The following is a 21,477-nucleotide window of genomic DNA, read 5'->3' as shown; positions in this document are numbered from 1 at the left end:
GCCGCGGGCAAGTGCTTGTAAGGGGAGCCTTGCCTCTCTTGTACGAGAAAGGACGCGTAATGAAGATTATTAAAGCTAAAGACTACGAGGATATGAGCCGCAAGGCAGCCAATATCATCTCGGCGCAGGTTATTCTCAAGCCCGACTGCGTGCTGGGCCTTGCCACCGGCTCCACCCCGATCGGTGCCTACAAGCAGCTCGCTGCTTGGTACGAGAAGGGCGACGTCGACTTTGCCGAGGTCAGCACCTACAACCTGGACGAGTATCGCGGCCTTTCGCACGACGATCCCCAGAGCTATCACTACTTTATGCGTGAGAACTTCTTCGATCATATCAACATCGACCTGAACAACACGCATGTGCCCGACGGTTCCAACCCCGACGCCGCCGCTGCCTGCTCTGAGTACGACAAGATCGTCGCCGCCGCCGGTTACCCGGATCTGCAGCTGCTCGGCATTGGCAACAACGGCCACATCGGCTTCAACGAGCCCGATGACCACTTCTCCAAGGGCACGCACTGCGTCGACCTCACCGAGAGCACCATTCAGGCCAACAGCCGCCTGTTCGACAGCATCGACGACGTCCCCCGTCAGGCCTACACCATGGGTACCCAGACCATCATGTATGCCCGCATGATCCTGGTCGTCGCCAACGGCGAGGCCAAGGCTCAGGCCGTGCATGACATGTGCTATGGTCCGGTTACGCCCGCGTGCCCGGCTTCGATCCTGCAGCTGCACACCAACTGCGTTGTCGTTGCCGACGAGGCCGCCCTTTCGCTCTGCGAGTAGCGCGAATCCTGCACCTCGACATAGCCTTGCCTAAGGTCTCCGCTTTGCGGGGGCCTTTTTGCTATCCCTGTCCGCCCGCTTGACCAAAATCTTGCCGCAAGCTTGACGAATGCCGGATGCCCAACAGCTTGATTCATTCCATACCAGATTCTATGCAAAAATGCCACTAAAAGGTCGTAGACGGTAGCGGGTGCTAGGCGAGTTGAATGACATAGCTGAACCTTGTTCATTTGCGTTACACTGCCGCTTAGATGGGACAAGCTGACAAGCTCATTTACCTGCTTAAAGACCGATTAGTCGGGGGATTAATAACAATCGGCCCTCGCTGTACAAAAACTTGCCGCTTGCGTACCAAAAGACAACCTAAAACACAAGGTCGCTCTATTCATAGCGCGGCTTGTATGGTCTTGCGGCTACAGTGTCCATACGGTCGAGTTGAGGAGCGGGCATGGTAAACGATTTGAGCGGTATAGACGACCTCGAGCTGATGCCGCTGGGCGGAGGCTATATGGTGCGACGCGAGCGCTTGATGAATGAGCTTATCGCCAAGGGCCGAAAGGCCGGCATCGTGGTTCTTTATGCGCCCGACGGGTTTGGGAAGACCTCGGTGCTGCTGCAGTACACCCATGAGGTTAAATGCGACCCGACGCGAGGCCCCGTGCGGATTATCGAGGCCGATCGCGCCACTGGGCGCGAGGTGTTTATGCAGCTCGAGGTGGTTACCGAAGAACTCAAAGACAAACCGCACTCCCTTATCGCAATTGATAATGTGCCAAACCTCGATCAGCACGATACCGAAGACCTCATCGACAGGATTCGCGGCCTGCGCGCTATGGGGGTAGGGGTCTTTATTTCCTGCCGTCCTTCAAATCGTCAGCTGATTCATGGGCTGGGCGATTCGGTTAAGATCAATGCGCAGATGCTTAAGGTGCATGCCTATGAGTATTCGGCGTGGGCATCGGCGTTTTCGATCAGCACATCGCTCGACTTTTATCAGCTCACGCAGGGCGTGCCCGAGCTCGTTTCGGCATTGCAGACGGGTCTGTATGGCCAAGGTGACGTAGCCGGTCTGCTCGAAAACGAGATTGTCAACGTATATGGCGCGGCACTTGCCGATCTGGCTTCGCTCGACAATAATGCGCTGTTTTGCGTGGCATGTCTCATGGTTTTGATGGGCGAGGGCAATATCGCAGAACTCGAGGCCTGTGGGGTGAGGCTGTCGATGGTCGACCAGTCCTATTTTGTGCGCGACTACCCGATCTTTGGCTTGGATCCCGCCGAGCGGAGTTTTACGTGTCTGGGCACGGAGGATAACGGACGCTTGCGCTTGCGTAAGTTGGTGGCCGAGGTCCGCCCCGAACTTGTTCCGAGGGCGGCCCGGATTTTGCTTAAGGCGGGCCGATGCGATGCGGCGATGGGCCTGGCGGACGCCTTTTTGGACCGTGAAGCGGTCCTTGAACTTGCTGGGCAGTATGGGGTCGATCTGGCTCTGACGGGGCACGGGGCCGATATCTGCCGAGCGGCACTGGGCACGATCGATGCCGACGATCCGGCTCCAGAGCCAACGCCTGCCGAAGCGCTTGGCGTATATCTGGCAGCGGTCAGCGTGTCCAATACAAAGCTCGCTCGCTATATGGCATCGGTCATCGAACGCGGGGGCGAACGGGCGGCCTGCGAAATAGACCCTGTTTCATGGAGGGTGGCCCAGACACTGACGGCTGTTTGCTATGGGGACAACGGGCTTGGGCTTCCTACGAACCTGGCCGTGCCAGAAATAGAGACGTCCCATACCGCACTCGATATGTTGTCTGCGCATATCGAGGTCAAACGCTGTCTGACCGAGCGGGGAAATGACGGCGGCGTTCTACAACAGCTCAAAACGAGCAAGGCCTACGACTGCGAGCTCGACATCGCGGGGATTGTTATACGGGCCGATAGCATGCTGGTGGAGCTCTTTGACGGGTCGTTTGCGGGAACCGACGAGCGCGACGACGAGATGACGGTGGTGCGGGAGGCGCTCGACGTACGTGGGCTTAAGGCGATGGCTATCTGGGTGCGCATGGTGTTGGCGGCACGGCGGCTCCTTTCCGGCTTGCCGGTAACCGACGACGCGGCGTTCAACGAGCTCGATCGTTTTGCCGTGCGCATGCGCGACAACCAGATTCAGCTGTTTGGGCTGTTGCTAGAAGGCTGGCAGTCGCTGGCAGAGGGACGGCCGGTTAATGCAAAGTTCCGTGCGGTCCAAGTGCTCAAACTTGCCGAGGAGTCGATTGCGTACATGCGCGATAACGCATTGCTGCTGGAGCGCGCGGCATATCTGCGTAACACCTCGATGGTTTCGGTGCGCGAGGAAGCGGAGTTGCTCGATATAAGCCAGACGCAGGTTGGTGGAGCGGAGGCCTGGATGGTGGCGCTGCATTTGGCCTGTGCGGGCCGAGACAGCGATCTTGCGGCCTGGATGTCCATGAATCGTGCGGGGATTCTAGAGCCATCGTATCGGCTCTTTGCGCGCCTTGCCATGCATTGTCTGGGCGAGCCGGCGGGCAGGATACGCAAGAAGCTTCCCGTGCGCGAGCTGTCGCGGTACTCGCTGCGCGACGATTTGGAAGGAGAGAGCGAGCGCCTGTTCCAGGCCGGCGAGGTTGAAGCCGTTGATACCATCGACCATATCGAGATTCGCATGTTTGGTGCGTTTCGCGCCGAGCGCGATGGGTTTCCCATCACGGACAAAATGTGGCGTCGCAAGAAGGCGGCGACGCTTGCCGAGCGGCTTGCGCTGGGCATGGATGCGCTCGTCGATCGTGAGACGCTGGCCATGGAGCTGTGGCCCCATGCCGAGTTTAATAGCGCCCGCAACAACCTGTACTCGACGATATCGCGCTTGCGGTCGGCTTTGGGACCGACGCCGGATGGCAAGTCGTGTGTGCTCATCCAAAATGAATGCATCGGACTCAACGGCGACTACGTCAAGACCGATGTACGGCTGTTTGACCAGATAAGCCGCGAGGTTTTGGGAAATCGCACGGGTGCGTGCGGGCCCCATTTAGTTGAGCTGTGCCTTAAGATTGAGCAGCTTTATGCCGGACCGCTGTATGTTCCCAATGGCTGTAATCCCACCTACTTTTTACGTATGCGACGCATTATGCAGTCAAAGTACATCGATTGCATGATTAAGGGAGCAAATGCCGCTCTAGAAGAAAACGATCTGCAGTCGGCGATTTGGCTGGCGGAGTCGGGGCTTCGGCAGGAAACGGCGCGCGAGGATATGGTGCGCTGTTGTGCCATGCGCGTCTACAGTGCGGCGGGGCGGCGGCGCGATATCGTCGAGCTGTACAGCGGGCATATGCACCACCTGAGGGAGCAGGTCAATGGCGTGCCCGAGCCCGAGACGCGGCGTCTATACGAGCGCTTGGTGGAGGGGCGGCTCAATCGCGTGCTGGTCGAGCGATAAAAAACGGGTGCCCGAAGTACTTGGGCACCCGTAAGCTTGCTATGTGTTGGCTCGCCGGATCATTGGCTCTTAGACGAGCTTGATCTTCTCGATATCCTTGCGCGAGGACTCGCGATACAGCGAGAACTTGCGGCCGATGACCTGGACGACCTCGGCGTGGCAGCGCTCGGCGAGCTCTTCGGCGGCTTCGCGGGCGGAAAGACTGGAGCCATCGAGCACGGAGCACTTAACGAGTTCGTGCTTCTCCAGGTAGGCGACCGTCTGCTCGACGGTGCCCTCGTTGACATCGGACTTACCGATGATGATGGCGGGGTTGAGGTGATGGGCCATGCTGCGAAGCTGCTTGACCTGGGCTCCTGTCAGTGCCATGGGTTCTCGCTTTCTATGTATGGGGCGCCCCGCGACGGGGCCTTAATCTACGTGAGCTGTCCCACGATAGCGCAGGAACGGCGCGGTGTGGAGCGCGTTTGCCCAGTTCAAAAAGAATGCGGATGCCGAGTGAGTGGGCGGTGCGGGCTGCGAACAGGCTATGAGCTGGGCGCAGAGACCGGTTCCCATGCAATAAACGCCCAGCGAACCTTACGGATATGGTCGAGCATATAGCGCCCCTGCGGCACGCCCTTGGAGCCCGGCTCACCGGCATGGGGATTCTCGATCATGTGCTGGGCGATGTAGTCGCGCAGACGGTCGACCTTATCCTCGTTGCCATGCTCAAGCATGCGGGAAAAGTCCGCCACGCCCGCTTCAAGGCTGTCGAAGGTATCGCGACGCGGCGATTCAAAGTACGTGACCTGCGGCAGGGCACCCATCTGAATGAGGATATTAAAGGCATACACAAAGCCATTACTGCAGGTAACCGAGGCACCGATGGCATTCATCAAGTGCAGGTCATAGCGCGGGCTGGAGTTAGCGACCATCGTGACAGCACAACGCCGACGAGCCGTACGATCAAGCTTGGCAAGTGCGCCTTTCAGGTTGGTCGTTGTTACCGAACGACTGGCAAAGGCAACATCCACCGCTTTCGCAACCGGCCCAACCAAATCCCAATCATCATCCCAAGCAAGCTCAAGCGGTGTAATGCGACCCGCGAGCCCATAGTACTCAATGCCAGCATCAAGCGTGCCCAACATAGCAGGCGAGAAGTCAGCCGCAATCACAGGGTGCCCGGCTTGCGCAAGCGGAATAGCAATCGACCCAGCTCCACACCCCATATCGAGCACGGATTCACCAGGCTTTAACGCCAACAGCTTGATAAAGTCCCGGGCATACGGGGCAGTCTCCAACGGCCGAAAATGCCGAGCCCGCTTATCCCATTCAAAAGAATCATCAGCCCGTCGCCGACCAGCTTGCAGGCGCATCCATTCGCCATTCCAATCCGCAGCAAGCAGCTCAGAACGATTCTCCCCATCAACCACGGGCCAACCTCCTAGCAACAAAAAAGCGACTCCTCCCAAAAGAAGAGCCGCAACCAGCATATATCAGAAAGAACCGTTCCAACGCCAAACCGCCCTCACAACCAAGGCGGGCAGGAGCGAAGCGACTGCCATACGGGATAGAACCCAACTGAGGTCCCGTTGTGCGGGACCCCCGGGGAGGGCAAATATATAAGGTCGATCGCGAGTTCCGCACGAGCCGGAGAGCACTTAATGTGCTCTCCGTGCGAGTCAGGACTGTCCGAGCAGGCGACCTTATATATTTGCCCTCCCCGGGGGTCCTCGCCAGTCTCCCTCAGCTAGTTCTTCAGCGAGTTCAGCGGCGCCGGGAAGCGTCCACCGCGGTGGGCAAGCACGGTGCCGGCGTTGGGGTTCACCGGCATGATGGGCGCACGGCCGAACAGGCCGCCGTACTCGACGCAGTCGCCCACGCCCTTGCCGATGGCGGGGATCACGCGGACGGCCGTGGTCTTGTTGTTGATGACGCCGATGGCCATCTCGTCGGCGATGATGCCGGCGATGGTCTCGACCGGAGTGTCGCCGGGGATGGCGATCATGTCCAAGCCAACGGAGCACACGCAGGTCATGGCCTCGAGCTTCTCGAGCGAAAGCGCGCCGGCCTCGACGGCGGCGATCATGCCGGCGTCCTCGGACACGGGGATAAAGGCGCCGGAGAGACCGCCCACGCTGGAACTGGCCATGACGCCGCCCTTCTTGACGGCATCGTTGAGCATGGCGAGCGCGCAGGTCGTGCCGGGGCCACCGCAGGTGCCCACGCCGATGATCTCGAGAATGCGGGCAACAGAGTCGCCGATGGCAGGCGTGGGAGCCAGCGACAGGTCGACGATGCCCTTCTCGACACCCAGGCGATGGGCGGCCTCGCGGCTCATGAGCTCACCGGCACGGGTGATCTTAAAGGCGGTCTGCTTGATCTTCTCGGCGACCTCCATCATCGAGGCGGAGTCGGGCAGCGTCTCCAGTGCCGCGGCCATAACGCCGGGGCCCGAGACGCCAACGTTGATGACGGCGTCTGCCTCGCCACCGCCGTGGACGGCGCCCGCCATAAACGGGGAGTCCTCGACCATATTGGCAAAGCAGACAAACTTAGAGGCGCCGACGGAGTCCTGGTCAGCCGTGAGCTTGGCGGCGTCGATGATGGTCTGTGCGGCCATGAGCACGGCGTCCATGTTGATGCCGGCACGCAGGCTGGCGACGTTGACGCTGGAGCAGACACGGCTCGTGGTGGCGAGCGCCTGCGGAATGGACTGGATAACGCGGCGGTCGGCGTCGCCAATGCCCTTCTGGACGAGCGCGGAGAAGCCGCCCAGGTAGTCGATGCCGAGGGTCTCGGCCGCACGGTCGAGGGCATGCGCGATGGGGGTGAGGTCCTCATCCTTGCAGCAAGCGGCGATCTGCGCCACCGGGGTGACGGAAACGCGCTTGTTGACGATGGGGATACCGTACTCGCGCTCGAGGTTCTCGGCGGTCTCGACCAAGTGCTCAGCCGTGTGCGTCACGTGGTCGTATATCTTCGTGCACATGCGGTCGAGGTTCTCGTCACCGCAACCCATGAGCGAAACACCCATGGTGATGGTCCTGATGTCGAGGTTCTGCTCCTCAACCATGCCGCGGGTTTCCGCGATTTCTGCAGGCGTGATCGCCATCCTTGCGCTCCTATCTGCCAAAACGAGCATAGTCCCCTTTATTCTAACGTGCCGCACGCGCTAAGTGGCACATGCGGCACGTTTTGGTGTGGGGTTGTTTCCGTTATGTTACCGGCCAAAGACCTCTTCGGCGATACGCGCGCTCTCGGCGGCGTCCTTGGCGTAGTAGTCCGCACCGATCTGCTTGGCGTATTCGGGGGTGAGCACGGCGCCGCCCACGATGATCTTGACGCCCGGAACCTCGGCATGAAGTAACTTGATGGTCTCCTCCATGGCGACGACGGTGGTGGTCATAAGCGCCGAGAGGCCGACGAGCTTAATGTCGCGCTCCTTTACGGTTTTGAGCACCTCTTGCGGATCGACATCGCGGCCCAGGTCAAAGACGGTGTAGCCGTAGTTATCGAGCAGCATCTTGACGATGTTCTTACCGATATCGTGGATGTCGCCCTTGACGGTGGCCACGCAGATCTTGCCCTTGTCGGCAATCTCGCCGGCGGGCATCAGGCGCTTGATGGTGTCGAAGCCCACACGCGCGGCCTCTGCCGAGGCCATAAGCTGCGGCAAGAAGAACTTGCCCTGGTCAAAGAGGACGCCAACTTCGTCGAGGGCGGGGATAAAGTGATTGTTGATGAGGTCCATGGCGTCGTGGTCTGCCAGCAGACGCTCGGTCTCGGCAGCGATCTCGCCTTTGCGGCCCGAGACGACCATGCGACGAATCGGGTCGTCGTTGCCGTCGGTGCCGGCGGTGCCAGCAGCGGGCGCGGCATCACTCGATGCGGCCTGAGCCGCTGCCGGGTTGGCGGCGATCTTGTACGGATCGGTCCAACCGGCGTAGCGCTCGATGTATCCGGTCGAGCCCTCGTCCTCAACGCTCAACACACGATAGCTGTAGACGGTGTCCATAAAGCGCTTGGAACCCGGGTTCATGATGGGGGCGTCCAGGCCCGCGCCAAAGGCGGCGGCCAAAAAGACCGAACCAAGCAGCGGGCGGGCAGGCAGGCCAAAGCTGATGTTCGACACGCCGAGCGCGCATTTGACGCCCAGACGCTCCTTACACAGGGACATGGCGCGTAGGATCTGCTCGGCCTGGCGTTGATTGGTCGAGGCGGTCATGACCAGGCAGTCGATGAGGATGCGGTCCGGTCCGATGCCGTAGCGGGCAGCCTCGGCCACGATGCGCTCGGCGATGGCAAAGCGGGCCTCGGCGGTATCGGGGATGCCGCCTTCGTCGAGCGTAAGTCCGACAACGTTGGTGCCGTAGTGGGCGACCAGCGGAAAGATCTCATCCATGATCTGCTGCTTGCCATTGACCGAGTTGATGATGGGCTTGCCGGCGTAGCGGCGCACGGCGGCCTCGACGGCTGCGGGGTCGGTGGAGTCGATCTGCAGCGGCAGCAGCGTGGAGCCCTGGAGCTGCTCGGTGGCCTGTTGGATGATCTTGACCTCGTCGATCTCGGGCAGGCCTACGTTAACGTCCAGGATGTCGGCGCCCTGTTCCTGCTGGCTGATACCCTGGCTCACGACGTAGTCCAGGTCGCCGTCGCGCAGGGCCTGCTGCAGGCGCTTTTTGCCGGTGGGGTTGATGCGCTCGCCGATGACGGCGATCTTGTGGCCGTCGCAGGGAAGGTCCACGACCGTTTGGGCGCTCGTGACCGACATGCTGGGCTTGCGGCGGCGCGGGCTGGGCGTGTGGTTGTCGATAAGCGTGCGAAGTGCCGCCATGTGCGTCGGCGTGGTTCCGCAGCAGCCGCCCACGACGCTCACGCCGTCGGCAATCATGCCGGCGACGGCCTTGGCGTATTCGGGGGCCTGGATGTCAAAGACGGTGTTGCCGTCATCGTCCACGCGGGGCAGTCCCGCATTGGCCTGCACCATAACGGGCTTGTCGGTAACGGTGAGCATGCGTGCAGCGAGCCCTCGGAGCTCGGCCGGTCCCTGGCTGCAGTTGATGCCAAGGACGTCGGCACCGATGGCGTCGAGGGTGATGGCGGCGACCTCGGGGCTCGTGCCCAAGAAAGTGCGGCCGTCTTCCTCAAAGGTCATGGTGGCAAAGACGGGCAGGTCGGAGTTCTCGCGGCAGGCGAGGACTGCCGCCTTGATCTCGGCCAGGTCGGTCATAGTCTCGATAATAAAGAGGTCCACACCCGCAGCGACGCCGGCGCGCACCTCCTCGGCAAAGAGGTCGTAGGCCTCGTCAAAGCTGAGGGTGCCCAGGGGGCGCAGCAGGGCGCCGATGGGGCCGATGTCGCCGGCGACGTAGCGGGCGCCGGCCTCACGGGCGCAGGCGACAGCGGCGGCAAAGACGTCTGCCACGGTGGCGGCTCCGTCGAGCTTGTGGGCGTTGGCGCCAAAGGTGTTGGCGGTGATCACGTCGCAGCCGGCCTCGACGTATTGGCGCTGAATGTCGGTAATGACCTGGGGCTCCTCAAAATTGAGCAGCTCGGGCAGGGCGCCGGCCTTCATGCCGGCCGCCTGCAGCATGGTGCCCATGCCGCCGTCGAACAGCAAGTGCCCCGTGCCCTCGATGGCGGCGCGCAGGCGATCGTCCTTAATGCGCAGATCGTCGATCGTGCGCGTCTTGTACGTGGCACCGTTGCGACGTGCGGCATCAACGGGTGCCGCCAATGCAGTGCCGTCAGAATCATGAGTGATAAGCGGAGTAAACATCGAGGGCTCCTAATGGCTGGAATAGCAGGTGGTGTGGGCGGCGCGGAAGCGGCAGTGCTCGCGCATGCGGCAGATATTGCAGGTGGGGCGGCTTTGGGCGTCGTGGACCTCGCCGTCGAACAGGCCAATCACCGCGGTCACGCTCTTGGTGGGCATGAGCAGGCAGGTGGGCGTGACGGTAAGGCCGATGAGGCGCGTGGCGTTGAGCGCATCGACGATCGAGCGCTGGGCCGAGAGCGGGCAGTCGCCGTAGCCGGGGCTAAAGCGCCAGTTGCCGGCGAGCCCGTGTGCAGCGGCCGCAGCCTTGACCTGCTGGTCCATCTGCTCAACGGCGGCTTCCACATAGGCGGAGCACGCGGCGTCGAGCACGGCTCCCTCTAGGGGCTGCTGGGCTCCCGTGGTGCGCAGGCGACGCTCGGCGTCCATGCCGAGGGTGCATGCCATGAGCGCGGCAAAGCGGGCGTCTTTGAGATGGCGATAGATATCGCGACCGCGCAGCTCAACGTTGGTGCCGACCAAGCGAATGCAAGGATCGCCCTGTTCATCGACTCCCGTGGCATCGACGGCAAATACGCGGCGCACGCCACGGGGTTCAATATCCAGCTCCAGACGCTCAACGACAAGCTCAATACGCTGCGACAGCTCGGGCTCAATCTGCTGACCGCCGTAGCCCAGATACCGCAGCATCTCGGCACGGTCGACACGAGGGTGGTGAGCAGCGTCGATACGGTAAAGCGCCGGCGACGCAAGGTCGGCCGGCACTTCAACAACGGTTGTATCGACGTGCGGTTTTTCCATTACCCCAGGCGCTCCATAATGGTTGCGGCGATCGCAGGACGGTTCATAGTGTACAGGTGCAGACCGTCGGCACCGTGCTCTTTGAGGTCGCAAAGCTGACGGGCGGCATACTCTACACCGGCTGCCTGCAAGCTCTCGGGGTCGTTCTCGTACTTGGCGAGGATCTTGATGACGGGGGAGGGCAGCGATGCGCCGCACATAAAGACCATGCGGCTGATCTGCGACTTGCCCATAAACGGCATGATGCCCGCGGTAATGGGCACGGTGATACCGGCCTTGTCGGCAAGCTCGTGAAAACGGTAGAAGCACTCGTTGTCAAAAAAGAGCTGTGTCACAAAGAAGCTCGCGCCGGCGTCTTGCTTTTGCTTGAGGTGCTCGACCGAGAGGTTGAGATCCTCGCAGGCAATGTGGCCCTCGGGGTAGGCTGCGGCGCCCACGCAAAAGCCGGCGTCGACGAGCTCGGGGATGAGGTCACGGGCGTAGGCGTAGTCGGAGGCGGGCTTGTCGTCCTCGGTCGCGCCAGCGGGCAGGTCGCCGCGCAGGGCCAGGATGTTTTCAACGCCGGCGGTGCGATACTCGTCGATTTTGGCGGCGATATCGGCGTGCGAGCGGCCCACACAGGTAAGGTGTGCCACCGAGGGTGTATCGAATTCGTTCGTAATCATATGCGCGATGGGGGCGGTGGTGGCACCGTTGCCCGAGCCGCCGGCCGAGCAGGTGACCGAGACAAAGCTCGGCGAAAGCTTGCACAGGTTGCCTGCCACCTTGCGAGCCGTGTCGAGGGTAAGCTCGCCCTTGGGCGGGAACATCTCAAACGAAACGGGTGCGGTGCCCTGGGATGCTGCCTGCTTGAAAACCTCGTCGACGCGCATATCGTGCTCCTCTAGATACGTAATAGTGCGATGTGTTGTAAGGATTCTACAGCACCGCTGTGTCACGGTGGAGTTTCACTCGCTATTTGGGGATACCAATCGAAAATGCTTCGCTATCGGCATTTCCTATAACAGGGTGGTCAATGTAGGATGGGGCTATATTGAATGGTATCTGATGCAAAATACCAGTTAATAGAGCTCCATCCCAAATTGACTACCCTTAAACCATGGGGAGAGGTCTGCAATTTATGCAGTTGATTGGCTGTTGAGGGTGGCAACGCCGCCTCGATAGGGTAACCTCATTGATTGGTTTCGCGACAGCAACATAACGGTAATGTCGCGGAAACACGGCGGGTCTAAGCTATGACTCGTTCGTTAGTAATCAACACCGCTTCTCACGCGGTGCCGATACGAAGGGAGTTCCGTATGGCCGAACTTACTGACCGCTTCGGGACCATGGTGTTCTCTGAGGAAGTCATGAAGGACTACCTCCCCAAGGACATTTGGAAGCGCCTTGCTGCAACCCTCGAGGGCGGTGAGCCGCTCGACCTGGATGTGGCCAACGCCGTTGCCCATGCCATGAAGGTCTGGGCCATCTCCAAGGGCGCGACGCACTACGCGCACTGGTTCCAGCCGCTTTCGGGCATTACTTCCGAGAAGCACGACAGCTTCCTGGAGCCCAACCACGACGGCACCGCCATTACCAAGTTTACGGGCAAGAACCTCATCCAGGGCGAGCCGGACGCCTCCAGCTTCCCCAACGGCGGCCTGCGCGCCACCTTCGAGGCCCGTGGCTACACCGCTTGGGATCCCACCAGCCCCGCCTTTATCAAGGACGATGTCCTGTGCATCCCCACGGCTTTCTGCTCCTACACGGGCGAGGCCCTGGACAAGAAGACCCCGCTGCTGCGTTCCATGACCGCGCTCTCGCGTGAGTCTAAGCGCGTTTTGGCGCTGTTTGGCAAGACCCCCAAGAAGGTCGTTCCTTCCGTGGGCGACGAGCAGGAGTACTTCCTGATCAAGAAGGATGCTTACCGCAAGCGCAAGGACCTGGTCATCACCGGCCGCACCCTCTTTGGCGCCGCTCCCTGCAAGGGCCAGGAGCTCGAGGAGCACTACTTTGGCGCTATCCGCCCCACCGTCTCGGCCTACATGAAGGACCTGGACGATGAACTGTGGGCGCTCGGCATTCCCGCCAAGACCAAGCACAACGAGGTTGCTCCCTGCCAGCATGAGCTTGCTCCCGTCTATGGCGAAGTCAACGAGGCCATCGACCAGAATCTGGTCATGATGGAGAAGATGAAGCTCATCGCCTCCCGCCACGACTTGGTCTGCCTGCTGCACGAGAAGCCCTTCGAGGGCATCAATGGTTCGGGCAAGCACAACAACTGGTCGCTTGGCACCGAGTCCGAGAACCTGCTCGATCCAGGTGACACCCCGCTCGACAACCTGCAGTTCATCGTCTTCCTCACCGCGGTGATCGAGGCCGTCGATAACTATCAGGAGCTCCTGCGTGCCTCCGTTGCCTCGGCCGGCAACGATCATCGTCTGGGCGCCAACGAGGCTCCTCCGGCGATTATGTCCATCTTCCTGGGCGACCAGCTTACCGAGGTCGTCGAGAAGATCATCGATGGCAAGGCTTCCGTCCATGCCACGCGCGGCGTGCTCGACCTGGGCGCCGATACCCTGCCCAAGCTGATGCAGGACAACACCGACCGCAACCGCACCTCCCCGTTTGCCTTCACCGGCAATAAGTTCGAGTTCCGTGCCTGCGGCTCCGAGCAGAACGTCTCCGACTCCAACCTGGTGCTCGATGCCGCCGTGGCCAAGTCGCTCAAGTCCTTCGCCGACGCGCTTGAGGGTACGCCCGAGGATGAGTTCCAGGACGCTGCGCTCGAGTACTGCAAGAAGGTCCTGACCGACCACCAGCGCATCCTCTTCTCCGGTGACGGCTACTCCGATGAGTGGCCCGTTGAGGCCGAGAAGCGTGGTCTTGCCAACAACAAGACCACGGCCGACGCCCTGCCCGCCTTTGTTTCCGATAAGGCCATCGCGCTCTTTGAGGAGACGGGTGTCCTGACCAAGGCCGAGGCTCAGTGCCGCTACGACTGCAAGCTCGAGAAGTACAACAAGCTCATGAACATCGAGGCTACCACGATGGTTCGCGAGGCGCGTCGTACCTATCGCCCGGTCATTACCGCCTATGCCACCAAGGTCGCTAAGGGCCTTGAGACTATTCGTGCTGCCGGTGCTGAGGCCGCCATGCAGTGCGAGCAGAACACGCTCAACAAGCTCTGCAACGGCATCACCACCATCAACGACTCCATCAAGGCGCTTGACGCCGTGCATCAGAAGGCTGAGGCCCTCGATGGCCAGGAGCAGGCCAATGTGTATGCACACGAGGTCGTTCCCGCTATGGACACGCTGCGCGCCGCCGTGGATGCCATGGAGGAGATCGTGGCCGCCGACTACTGGCCGGTTCCGACCTACGACGACATCCTGTTCTACGTGTAGGGCGTAACTGACATATCGTCACGGTATTGAGCCGGGGTCCGCATCATGCGGGCCCCGGTTTTTGTTTGCGAAGGACGCTTTGAAGCCCGTTTTGCCGCCGATTTGCCTAGGTATAAAGGGCTATGGGCAAAAAACGTCAAATATGAGTACTGTCACAAGTCCTGTAACATTATTTATTTGCAAAATATGTAGTGTTACGCAACATATGTCCAAGTACTTAGCCGATAAACGTCTGCAATTATTCCGCCGTAGGACGCCCGACGGCTAAATCGCCTTCTGAAGGCATGAAATCGCTGTAACTAAAATGGTAACAGTACTCATATTTGCCATTTTTTGCGCACAGGCCCTTGGACGACAGTGTGATTTAATGCCCTCGGGGTTCGAATCCCGGCGTTGGGGAAGAAAAAAGCCCGTCGCCGCGAGGGCAACGGGCTTCTCGATTTAAATGGTGCCCCCAGCGGGATGTCCGCGTGCGGCTGACGCCGCCCGCTTTCGCCGCGTCGCTTCGCTCCTTGCGTGCTGCGCTGGAAAACGCTTCGCGTTTCCTCAGCTCCGCACCCTGTCGGGTTCGAATCCCGGCATTTCGGTAGCAAAAAGCCCGCTACCGAATTGGTAACGGGCTTCACATCTCAAATGGTGCCCCCAGCGGGATTCGAACCCGCGATATCCACCTTGAAAGGGTGGCGTCCTTGGCCGCTAGACGATGGGGACAGCGGGAAAGAGTATAGCAGACTTTTTTGCCGGCGCGTATATCGTTGGCAAACTGGAAAACCACCACAAAGGAGTAGGCTTCTATTCCGATTTTCAAATATCTCAATCTGTAACATCTGGGCGGGCAAATTGGCTCTATCTGTTACAGATCGAGACAAAAGGTAGGCGTCGGGACGAACATCTCATTCTGTAACAGTAAGACGACTTTTAACGGTCTAGATGTTACAGATTGAGACAAACCGCTGGGATGGGTCAAAACCACCACAAAGGTGCCTGTCCCCTTTGTGGTGGTGGGGTGCTAGGGGAGGAGCTTCATGGCGGCGTCATGGGCGGCGTGCTCGTAGGTGTCATCGAGGGGTTTGAGCGGCAGCAGGGCGGCGGCCTGTGCATCGCCACGCCGCTCGAGAGCGTGGGTAATGAGCCAGTCGGCGAGCTCGGGGTTCTTGGGCAGCGCTGGTCCGTGCAGGTACGTGCCGATGACGCCCTTGTAGATGAGGCCCTCAAAGCCATCGTCGCCGTTGTTGCCGGTGCCCGTGACGACGGACGTTCCGAGCGGCGTGGCCTCGGCGTCCAAAAGCGTGCGGCCACCGTGGTTCTCGAATCCCACAAAGGGCTCAGGTGCCAGATCGGTTTTGACGGCTACGTTGCCGATCAGGCGGTCGGAGCCGCGTACGGTTTCGGCGGCAATGACGCCCAGGCCCTCAATGCGATCGTCGCCCATGTAGTACGAACGGCCGATCAGCTGATAGCTGCCACAGATGGCAAGCAGTGTGCCGCCGTCCTCAACATAGGCCGCGACCTTGTCTTTTTGGGCGAGCAGCTCGTGTGCCACGGCTAGCTGGTCGCGGTCGGAGCCGCCACCCATCATGACGATATCGGCACCGGTGAGATCGAGTGACTCGCCCATACGGACCTCGTCCACGCGCACGGGAATGCCACGCCAGGCGCAGCGGCGCTCGAGGGCGATGACGTTGCCGCCGTCGCCGTAGAGGTTAAGGGCATCGGGATACAGGTAGACGATGCGCAGCGGGCGCGAAAGCTCGACTGGCGCGATGCTGACAGGAAGAGCGCTGCCGTCGGCACGGGCTACGGCGCGCCCAGCAACAGCGTCGGCGGTGGCGCCTTTCAGCCCGTCGAGCTCCTTGACCAGCGGCGGGAAGGCCGTGTAGTTGGCGACGGCGTAGAAGGTGTCATCGGCGGCCTCGTCTGCCACGGCGCCAATTGCCTGCGCGACGTCCGAGATAATCGCGGCATCGATGCCGGCGTACTTGAGGCGCACCTGCATGTCGTGCGCGCGCGTGCCTCCGGCAAAGGCGACAAGACCCGGCGTGTCGGCGATGCGCTCAAAGTCGACGTCGTAGATCCACGATACATCGTGGCCGTCGGCATCGTTATCGTTGAGGAAGAAAGCGCAGAGTCTGCCGCCTGCCGTCTTGATGGACTGGATTTGTCGATCGAAGCCTACGGGATTCTTAGCCAGGTTGGCCTCGACGGTGCGGCCGGCGATATCCCAGCGGCCCATGCGTCCGCCGGCGGGGACGTAGGCATCGAGCGTGGGCTGCAGGTGCGCCGTATCCACGCCTAACTCATGTGCGGCAAAGAATGCAGCGGCAACGTTGTAGACCATGTACAGGCCGTTGTAGCGCGTGGCGATGTGTACGGCTGGTGCGCTGGAATCAGATCCAAACACCAGGTCAAAACCATAGCCGTTGCAGCCGAGCTCCACGCCCGTCACGCGACGGACCAGCGCGGGACGGGCCCAGCCGCACGAGGGGCAATGGTAGGCGCCGAGCTGGCCGTATTGCACGTAGTCATACTCCAGCGGCGCGTTGCACTGTGAGCAAAAACGCGAGTCGCTAATGCGATCGGACTCGGTGCCCGTGGCGCCGTCGATGCCAAAGGCGATGCTCGTGTTAGGGACGCGTGCGGCGATCGCGGCACACAGCGGGTCGTCTGCGTTGTAGATGAGCGTCGTTGCCGGCGAAAGTTCCAACGCGTGGGCGATGACCTCTTGGGTGTGATCGATCTCGCCATAGCGATCCAGCTGGTCGCGGAACAGGTTGAGCAGCACGAAGTACGTCGGCTTGAGCTTGGGCAGGACGCGCACGGTGTAGAGCTCATCGCATTCAAAAACGCCCACGCGCTTGCCGCCGCCGGCTCGCTTGAGGCCGCTGCGCGCCTCGAGCAGTGCACCCACCACGCCCGGCTCCATGTTGTTGCCGGCGCGGTTGCATACCACGGTGGCGCCGCTGGCGGCAACGGCGTCGGCGATGAGGTTGGAGGTGGTGGTCTTGCCATTAGTGCCGGTGATCACCACGCTGCGGTCGACAAGGCCGGCGAGGTCGCTCAGCAGCTCGGGGTCGATCTTCATGGCGATGCGGCCGGGGAGTACGCCGCCCTGGCGCTTAAGGACGGAGCGCAGCCCCCAGCGGGCGATATCGCTCGAGGTGCAGGCAAGAGATGAGCGGAGGTTCATGAAACCGTTCCTAACGTAAACGACATGGTCGGGTCGAGTGCGTCACTAAAAACCGTAGCGGCGCGCAAATTCCTGGGCAAGCTGCGACACGTCTTCGCAGGCATTGGCCCAGGGGGCAAAGTCGGGAGTGTCCGAGATAATACCGTCCGCTTCCCAAACGGCCTGGTGCGAAAGATCCCAGGGATCGCGCGGCTCGGGCCGGCAGGGAAGGTACGGCGTCTGGTACATGGGGTTCAGCAAGAAGAACGCGCCGCCCTCGCAACGGTTGGCAAACTCACGCAGCGCGCGTGTCGCCGGGCGCATCTTGTTCGTTTTGAACAATAGGATTGTGCGGGCGAGCAGATACCAAGGAGAGTTCTCGAGCGCGTCAGCCCCGATCTCTTCCTCGAGTTGGTGGGCTAGGGCAAAAAAGCCGTCCTCGTCTTCCAGACGAGCGAGGGCGAGCAACACGGTGCCTGCGGCTCGGGTGGGATAGCCTTCTGCTTTAAGGACGCGGCGGGCGTAGTTGGCGGCAGCACGGTAGCGAGCGCTCGCCATACATAGCTGCGAGATGGCCTCGAGTGTATGAAGCCACCCGATAAGAGCCGGCTCGCTCACGGTAAGGTCTGCTGCAGTGACACCGTCGGCCAAAACATTATTGGCCCAGTAGTGCGGGGCTTCCATGTCGAACCCGGGCACGCTTTGCTGCAGGTAATCGGCCGTGGTCGCCTCGAGCTTCATCAGGTCACCCAGGCAGGCGTCAACGGGCGTGTCGGCCAGGATGATGGCGAGCAGCTGCGCGTCGACGGCCAGTGCATCGACGCGGACAATTTTGAGCAGCTCATCGCGCATGTCGTCGAACAGGCGATTACGCGTCTGTTCGAACTCCTCGTCACTGCCCATGTCCTCGATGCGATGGAGCTCGTCGAGCAGGTGGCGATGAACACCGGCATAGGACAGCAGTGCCTGGGCATGCTCGGTCTGCGCATACTTATGAGGGTTGACGCTCACGTCGTTATGGACAAGCTCGCGTGCTGCATCGGTGAGCTCGGGGTGCGACGCCAGATAGGTGCGCTCCAGGTAGGCGGGGATGTAGACGCTCGGATCCATTAGAGGTCCCCTCCCTTAAATGGAAGTCCCTGCTCGGCTGCGCGCAGGATGCGCTCATCGATTTGGGAACGCACGATATCGTTGGTGGCGACCCAGGCAGCAAAGCTGGCGTTGTCGGGGGCGCCCAGGCCCTCTTGCAGTACCGGCGTCGCCTCGGACAGCGCGAGGACAAGCTCGTCGGTGGAGCCCACACCCACGTTGACGCGGGCATAGACGCCATCGGGAAACTCGGTTTGGAAGTAGAGCGCCTCGGCCGCGTGCGGGCACGAGCGTGCGAGGATGCGCAAATAGTGTTCGGCGCCCTCGTAGTCCAGCTCGCGCCAGGCAGCGCTCATCAGCGCGATGAGCGTCCACGGGTCCAAGTCACGCTCCGCATCTTTGGGGCGGCGGCGCAGCGGGGTATTCGCGAGGTACGGCACGGAGTGAGCGGAGCGAAAGCGCTTGAGCTCCTCGGCGGGGTATTCGAGCTTTGCCATGGCGAGCATCGCGGTGTGGCGGACACCAGCGGGGTCGTTGGGCGCAAAGTCGAGGCTGCGGTTTGCGGCTTCGAGCGACATGCGATAGCGGCCGCTAATGAGCGCGCGTGACGCAAGGGCGGCAAGCCAGCGCAGATAGGGGCGGCGCGTAAGGTCGCCTGCGGCCTCACGCTCGTAGGGGTCCTGCGCCGAGGCGATTTTGAGCGCCAGGTCATGCTCCACCTCGTCGCACTTGGACACCAGATACTGCACGTATTCCTCGTTGGATTCGGCGGTGAGCGCCGTCAGCATGCGCTGGGCATCCCAGTTGGCCGGGTCGAGTGCGGCTGCCTCGCGGAGCATGTTCTCGGCTGCGGCTTCTTCTTGCTCTGCCTGGGTATCGTCGGGGATAAAGGGAATGCGGTAGTCGACAGCCTCGACCACCTTGGCAATCAGATGCCCGGCGCGGTCGCGGTCGTGCACGATGAGCGGTGCGGGGTTGCGGGTGAATTGTTCCATCAGACGCTCTACGGCGGCAGCGTCGGTGAGCGGGATATTGTCGCGGCGCAAGGCCTCAAGAACGAGGCGATGGCAATCCTCTTGAATGGGATCGAATGCCATGGGGCCTCCTTTGCTGCGGTTAGGGTTCAAATGTTTCTATATAAGGTTCTAGTTTACCCGCATGTGGCACACCGGGGGTGCCGCACTTGGACTTGCACCTTTGCACCACGAAGACGGATGTCGCACAAATGTCGGCACCTTGGACGACCGAGTGGTATCACGGTGCCGCAAACGGTCGATTTTTGGCGGCGAACGGTGCATATTTTGGAGGGGCACCGTCCTGCCCGGGATATGTAGTCAACCTTGATAAAACGTTTGCCCAGCTTGGGAGTATGAATGCCGCACAAGGGTCTTCAGGGATAGAAAAAACGTTTCATCATTGGCGGCTTTAGGTGAATAACTGACCAACCAGAACGGTAAAATAGTGTTTGTCTGAGCGTTGAGACGTTTAGACATCGCGCATTGTCATCGCCGGCAACGCGCAAACCGGTCCTAACGGAGCCAATTGGGTGCTCCGTTATATACGCAAGTCTAAGAGGGGCTTGTTTAGGAGGCACAGTATGGGACGTTTTACCAATCCTCGCGATCTGTACTTTGGTGAGGGCGCTCGCCACGAGGTGAAGAACCTCAAGGGTAAGAAGGCCATCATCGTTTCTGGCGGCAGCTCTATGCGCCGCGGCGGGTTCCTGCAGGACGTTGAGGCCGACCTCAAAGAGGCCGGCATGGAGGTCAAGCTGTTCGAGGGCGTCGAGTCCGATCCCTCCATCGAGACCGTCATGAAGGGCGCAGCCGCTATGCGCGACTTCGAGCCCGACTGGATCGTTGCTATCGGCGGCGGTTCGCCCATCGATGCTGCTAAGGCCATGTGGGTCTTCTACGAGTATCCCGAGGAGTCCTTCGATAACATCATCCAGCCGTTCAGCTTCCCCGAGCTGCGTCAGAAGGCTCATTTCTGCGCCATCTCCTCTACCTCCGGTACCGCTACCGAGGTCACTGCCTTCTCCGTCATCACGGATTACGAAAAGGGCATCAAGTATCCGCTGGCCGACTTCAACATCACCCCTGATGTCGCCATCGTCGACCCCGAGCTCACCTACACCATGCCCGCCAAGCTGTGCGCTCACACCGGCATGGATGCTCTGACCCACTGCATGGAGGCCTACGTTTCCACCTGCGCCTCTATGTTCACCGACGCCAACGCTCTGCACGGCATCCGCGAGATCGTCGAGTGGCTGCCCAAGTCCTATGCTGGCGACCATGAGGCCCGTCAGCACATGCACGAGGCTCAGTGCATCGCCGGTATCGCCTTCTCCTCGGGCCTGCTCGGCATCGTTCACTCCATGGCTCACAAGACCGGTGCTGCCTTCGAGAACGGCCACATCATCCACGGTGCTGCTAACGCCATGTACCTGGGCAAGGTCATCCAGTGGAACTCCAAGGACCCGCGTGCTGCCGAGCGTTACGCTTACGTGGCCAAGGAGATCCTGCACCTTCCCGGCGAGACCAACGAGGAGCTCATCGCTGCGCTCGTCCAGAAGATCCGCGACCTCAACGACCAGCTCAACATTCCGCAGTCCATCAAGGATTACGCGAATGGTGGCGTGAAGGTCGACGCCGAGAACCCGCAGATGGTTTCCGAGGAGGAGTTCCTCGCCAAGCTGCCCGAGATCGCCGCGAACGCCGAGACCGACGCCTGCACGCCGGAGAACCCGCGTGAGACCAAGGCTGCCGACTTCGAGAAGATCCTCAAGGCCTGCTACTACGACACCGACATCGATTTCTAATCGACTCTTGTTATCGTAACGAGGGGCTCCGCACGTATCTGTACGGAGCCCCTTTCTTTTAATATGAGAAAGCCATTGTCAATAGGCGTGTTTGTTCGAGCCCGGTTTTAAACCGGGCTTTTTCGTTTCCCGTCGGGAGGGCCCGCGCACGCTGCACGTTTAGTCGACGCTTGCCTGGCAAGCTAATATCCGCGGGCTCTTGCGGGTGCGCTTC

The 21,477-nt window shown here is 60.9% G+C and carries 13 protein-coding genes and 1 tRNA gene; 4 read left to right on the top strand and 10 right to left on the bottom strand.

Going from position 1 to position 21,477, the window contains the following annotated elements:
- Window positions 1-59 precede the first annotated feature (59 nt).
- Both nagB and KSY82_RS00070 read left to right on the top strand, forming a co-directional pair.
- Entirely contained in the window at window positions 60-788 is a 729-nt protein-coding gene (gene nagB, locus KSY82_RS00075; protein WP_055251013.1) for a glucosamine-6-phosphate deaminase, read from the top strand.
- Window positions 789-1,236: 448 nt separating this feature from the next.
- The gene (locus tag KSY82_RS00070) at window positions 1,237-4,239 is read left to right on the top strand and encodes an AfsR/SARP family transcriptional regulator (protein ID WP_217749770.1); all 3,003 of its coding nucleotides are present in this window, start codon (window positions 1,237-1,239) and stop codon (window positions 4,237-4,239) included.
- Between the two features lie 69 nt (window positions 4,240-4,308).
- Here the strand turns inward: KSY82_RS00070 and KSY82_RS00065 are convergent, their stop codons facing one another.
- The 6 genes from KSY82_RS00065 to KSY82_RS00040 all read right to left on the bottom strand — a co-directional run bounded on the left by KSY82_RS00065 (window position 4,309) and on the right by KSY82_RS00040 (window position 11,673).
- Complete coding sequence (locus KSY82_RS00065) at window positions 4,309-4,608, bottom strand: YhbY family RNA-binding protein (RefSeq protein ID WP_006234690.1); 300 nt, start codon at window positions 4,606-4,608, stop codon at window positions 4,309-4,311.
- 158 nt (window positions 4,609-4,766) lie between these two features.
- A complete protein-coding gene (locus KSY82_RS00060; protein ID WP_368042009.1) occupies window positions 4,767-5,654 on the bottom strand; it encodes a methyltransferase domain-containing protein in 888 nt (295 codons plus the stop codon).
- A gap of 317 nt (window positions 5,655-5,971) precedes the next feature.
- On the bottom strand, window positions 5,972-7,336 hold the full coding sequence (locus KSY82_RS00055; protein ID WP_035136908.1) for a PFL family protein: 1,365 nt from the start codon (window positions 7,334-7,336) through the stop codon (window positions 5,972-5,974).
- A gap of 108 nt (window positions 7,337-7,444) precedes the next feature.
- The gene (locus KSY82_RS00050) at window positions 7,445-10,003 is read right to left on the bottom strand and encodes a homocysteine S-methyltransferase family protein (protein WP_217749769.1); all 2,559 of its coding nucleotides are present in this window, start codon (window positions 10,001-10,003) and stop codon (window positions 7,445-7,447) included.
- A gap of 9 nt (window positions 10,004-10,012) precedes the next feature.
- The gene (locus KSY82_RS00045) at window positions 10,013-10,801 is read right to left on the bottom strand and encodes a vitamin B12 dependent-methionine synthase activation domain-containing protein (protein ID WP_217749768.1); all 789 of its coding nucleotides are present in this window, start codon (window positions 10,799-10,801) and stop codon (window positions 10,013-10,015) included.
- A complete protein-coding gene (locus KSY82_RS00040) occupies window positions 10,801-11,673 on the bottom strand; it encodes a methylenetetrahydrofolate reductase (RefSeq protein ID WP_217749767.1) in 873 nt (290 codons plus the stop codon). Before KSY82_RS00040 ends, KSY82_RS00045 begins: the two co-directional genes overlap by 1 nt.
- A gap of 426 nt (window positions 11,674-12,099) precedes the next feature.
- Between KSY82_RS00040 and KSY82_RS00035 the strand changes: the two genes are divergently transcribed.
- Window positions 12,100-14,187 (top strand): glutamine synthetase III family protein, encoded by a 2,088-nt coding sequence (locus tag KSY82_RS00035; protein ID WP_118205277.1) that lies wholly within the window; start codon window positions 12,100-12,102, stop codon window positions 14,185-14,187.
- Window positions 14,188-14,821: 634 nt separating this feature from the next.
- Here KSY82_RS00035 and KSY82_RS00030 read toward each other — a convergent pair.
- The 4 genes from KSY82_RS00030 to KSY82_RS00010 form a co-directional block, all read right to left on the bottom strand.
- Window positions 14,822-14,898 (bottom strand) — tRNA-Glu (locus tag KSY82_RS00030).
- A 298-nt stretch (window positions 14,899-15,196) separates the two neighbouring features.
- The gene (locus tag KSY82_RS10295; RefSeq protein WP_254881631.1) at window positions 15,197-17,374 is read right to left on the bottom strand and encodes a MurT ligase domain-containing protein; all 2,178 of its coding nucleotides are present in this window, start codon (window positions 17,372-17,374) and stop codon (window positions 15,197-15,199) included.
- 45 nt (window positions 17,375-17,419) lie between these two features.
- The gene (locus KSY82_RS00015; protein ID WP_148346519.1) at window positions 17,420-18,463 is read right to left on the bottom strand and encodes a hypothetical protein; all 1,044 of its coding nucleotides are present in this window, start codon (window positions 18,461-18,463) and stop codon (window positions 17,420-17,422) included.
- A complete protein-coding gene (locus KSY82_RS00010; protein WP_217749766.1) occupies window positions 18,463-19,539 on the bottom strand; it encodes a tetratricopeptide repeat protein in 1,077 nt (358 codons plus the stop codon). The genes KSY82_RS00015 and KSY82_RS00010 overlap by 1 nt, the downstream gene beginning before the upstream one ends.
- Window positions 19,540-20,039: 500 nt before the next feature.
- Between KSY82_RS00010 and KSY82_RS00005 the strand changes: the two genes are divergently transcribed.
- Window positions 20,040-21,263, top strand: a complete 1,224-nt coding sequence (locus KSY82_RS00005; RefSeq protein ID WP_195240295.1) for an iron-containing alcohol dehydrogenase — start codon at window positions 20,040-20,042, stop codon at window positions 21,261-21,263.
- The last annotated feature ends 214 nt before the right edge of the window (window positions 21,264-21,477 follow it).

Origin of the sequence: Collinsella aerofaciens (genome assembly GCF_019131995.1) — a bacterium.
In the GTDB taxonomy this organism is placed as follows: Bacteria; Actinomycetota; Coriobacteriia; order Coriobacteriales; family Coriobacteriaceae; genus Collinsella; species Collinsella aerofaciens_S.
Note: the sequence above shows the minus strand (reverse complement) of the source record. Positions and strands in the feature narration are given on the sequence as shown.

Excerpts from the sequence above, each read along its gene's own strand:
- KSY82_RS00015 (WP_148346519.1), bottom strand. The coding sequence starts at position 18,463 with ATGGATCCGAGCGTCTACATCCCCGCCTACCTGGAGCGCACCTATCTG.
- KSY82_RS00040 (WP_217749767.1), bottom strand. The coding sequence starts at position 11,673 with ATGCGCGTCGACGAGGTTTTCAAGCAGGCAGCATCCCAGGGCACCGCA.
- KSY82_RS00070 (WP_217749770.1), top strand. The coding sequence starts at position 1,237 with ATGGTAAACGATTTGAGCGGTATAGACGACCTCGAGCTGATGCCGCTG.
- KSY82_RS10295 (WP_254881631.1), bottom strand. The coding sequence starts at position 17,374 with ATGAACCTCCGCTCATCTCTTGCCTGCACCTCGAGCGATATCGCCCGC.
- KSY82_RS00055 (WP_035136908.1), bottom strand. The coding sequence starts at position 7,336 with ATGGCGATCACGCCTGCAGAAATCGCGGAAACCCGCGGCATGGTTGAG.
- KSY82_RS00045 (WP_217749768.1), bottom strand. The coding sequence starts at position 10,801 with ATGGAAAAACCGCACGTCGATACAACCGTTGTTGAAGTGCCGGCCGAC.
- KSY82_RS00005 (WP_195240295.1), top strand. The coding sequence starts at position 20,040 with ATGGGACGTTTTACCAATCCTCGCGATCTGTACTTTGGTGAGGGCGCT.
- KSY82_RS00010 (WP_217749766.1), bottom strand. The coding sequence starts at position 19,539 with ATGGCATTCGATCCCATTCAAGAGGATTGCCATCGCCTCGTTCTTGAG.
- KSY82_RS00065 (WP_006234690.1), bottom strand. The coding sequence starts at position 4,608 with ATGGCACTGACAGGAGCCCAGGTCAAGCAGCTTCGCAGCATGGCCCAT.
- nagB (WP_055251013.1), top strand. The coding sequence starts at position 60 with ATGAAGATTATTAAAGCTAAAGACTACGAGGATATGAGCCGCAAGGCA.
- KSY82_RS00035 (WP_118205277.1), top strand. The coding sequence starts at position 12,100 with ATGGCCGAACTTACTGACCGCTTCGGGACCATGGTGTTCTCTGAGGAA.
- KSY82_RS00050 (WP_217749769.1), bottom strand. The coding sequence starts at position 10,003 with ATGTTTACTCCGCTTATCACTCATGATTCTGACGGCACTGCATTGGCG.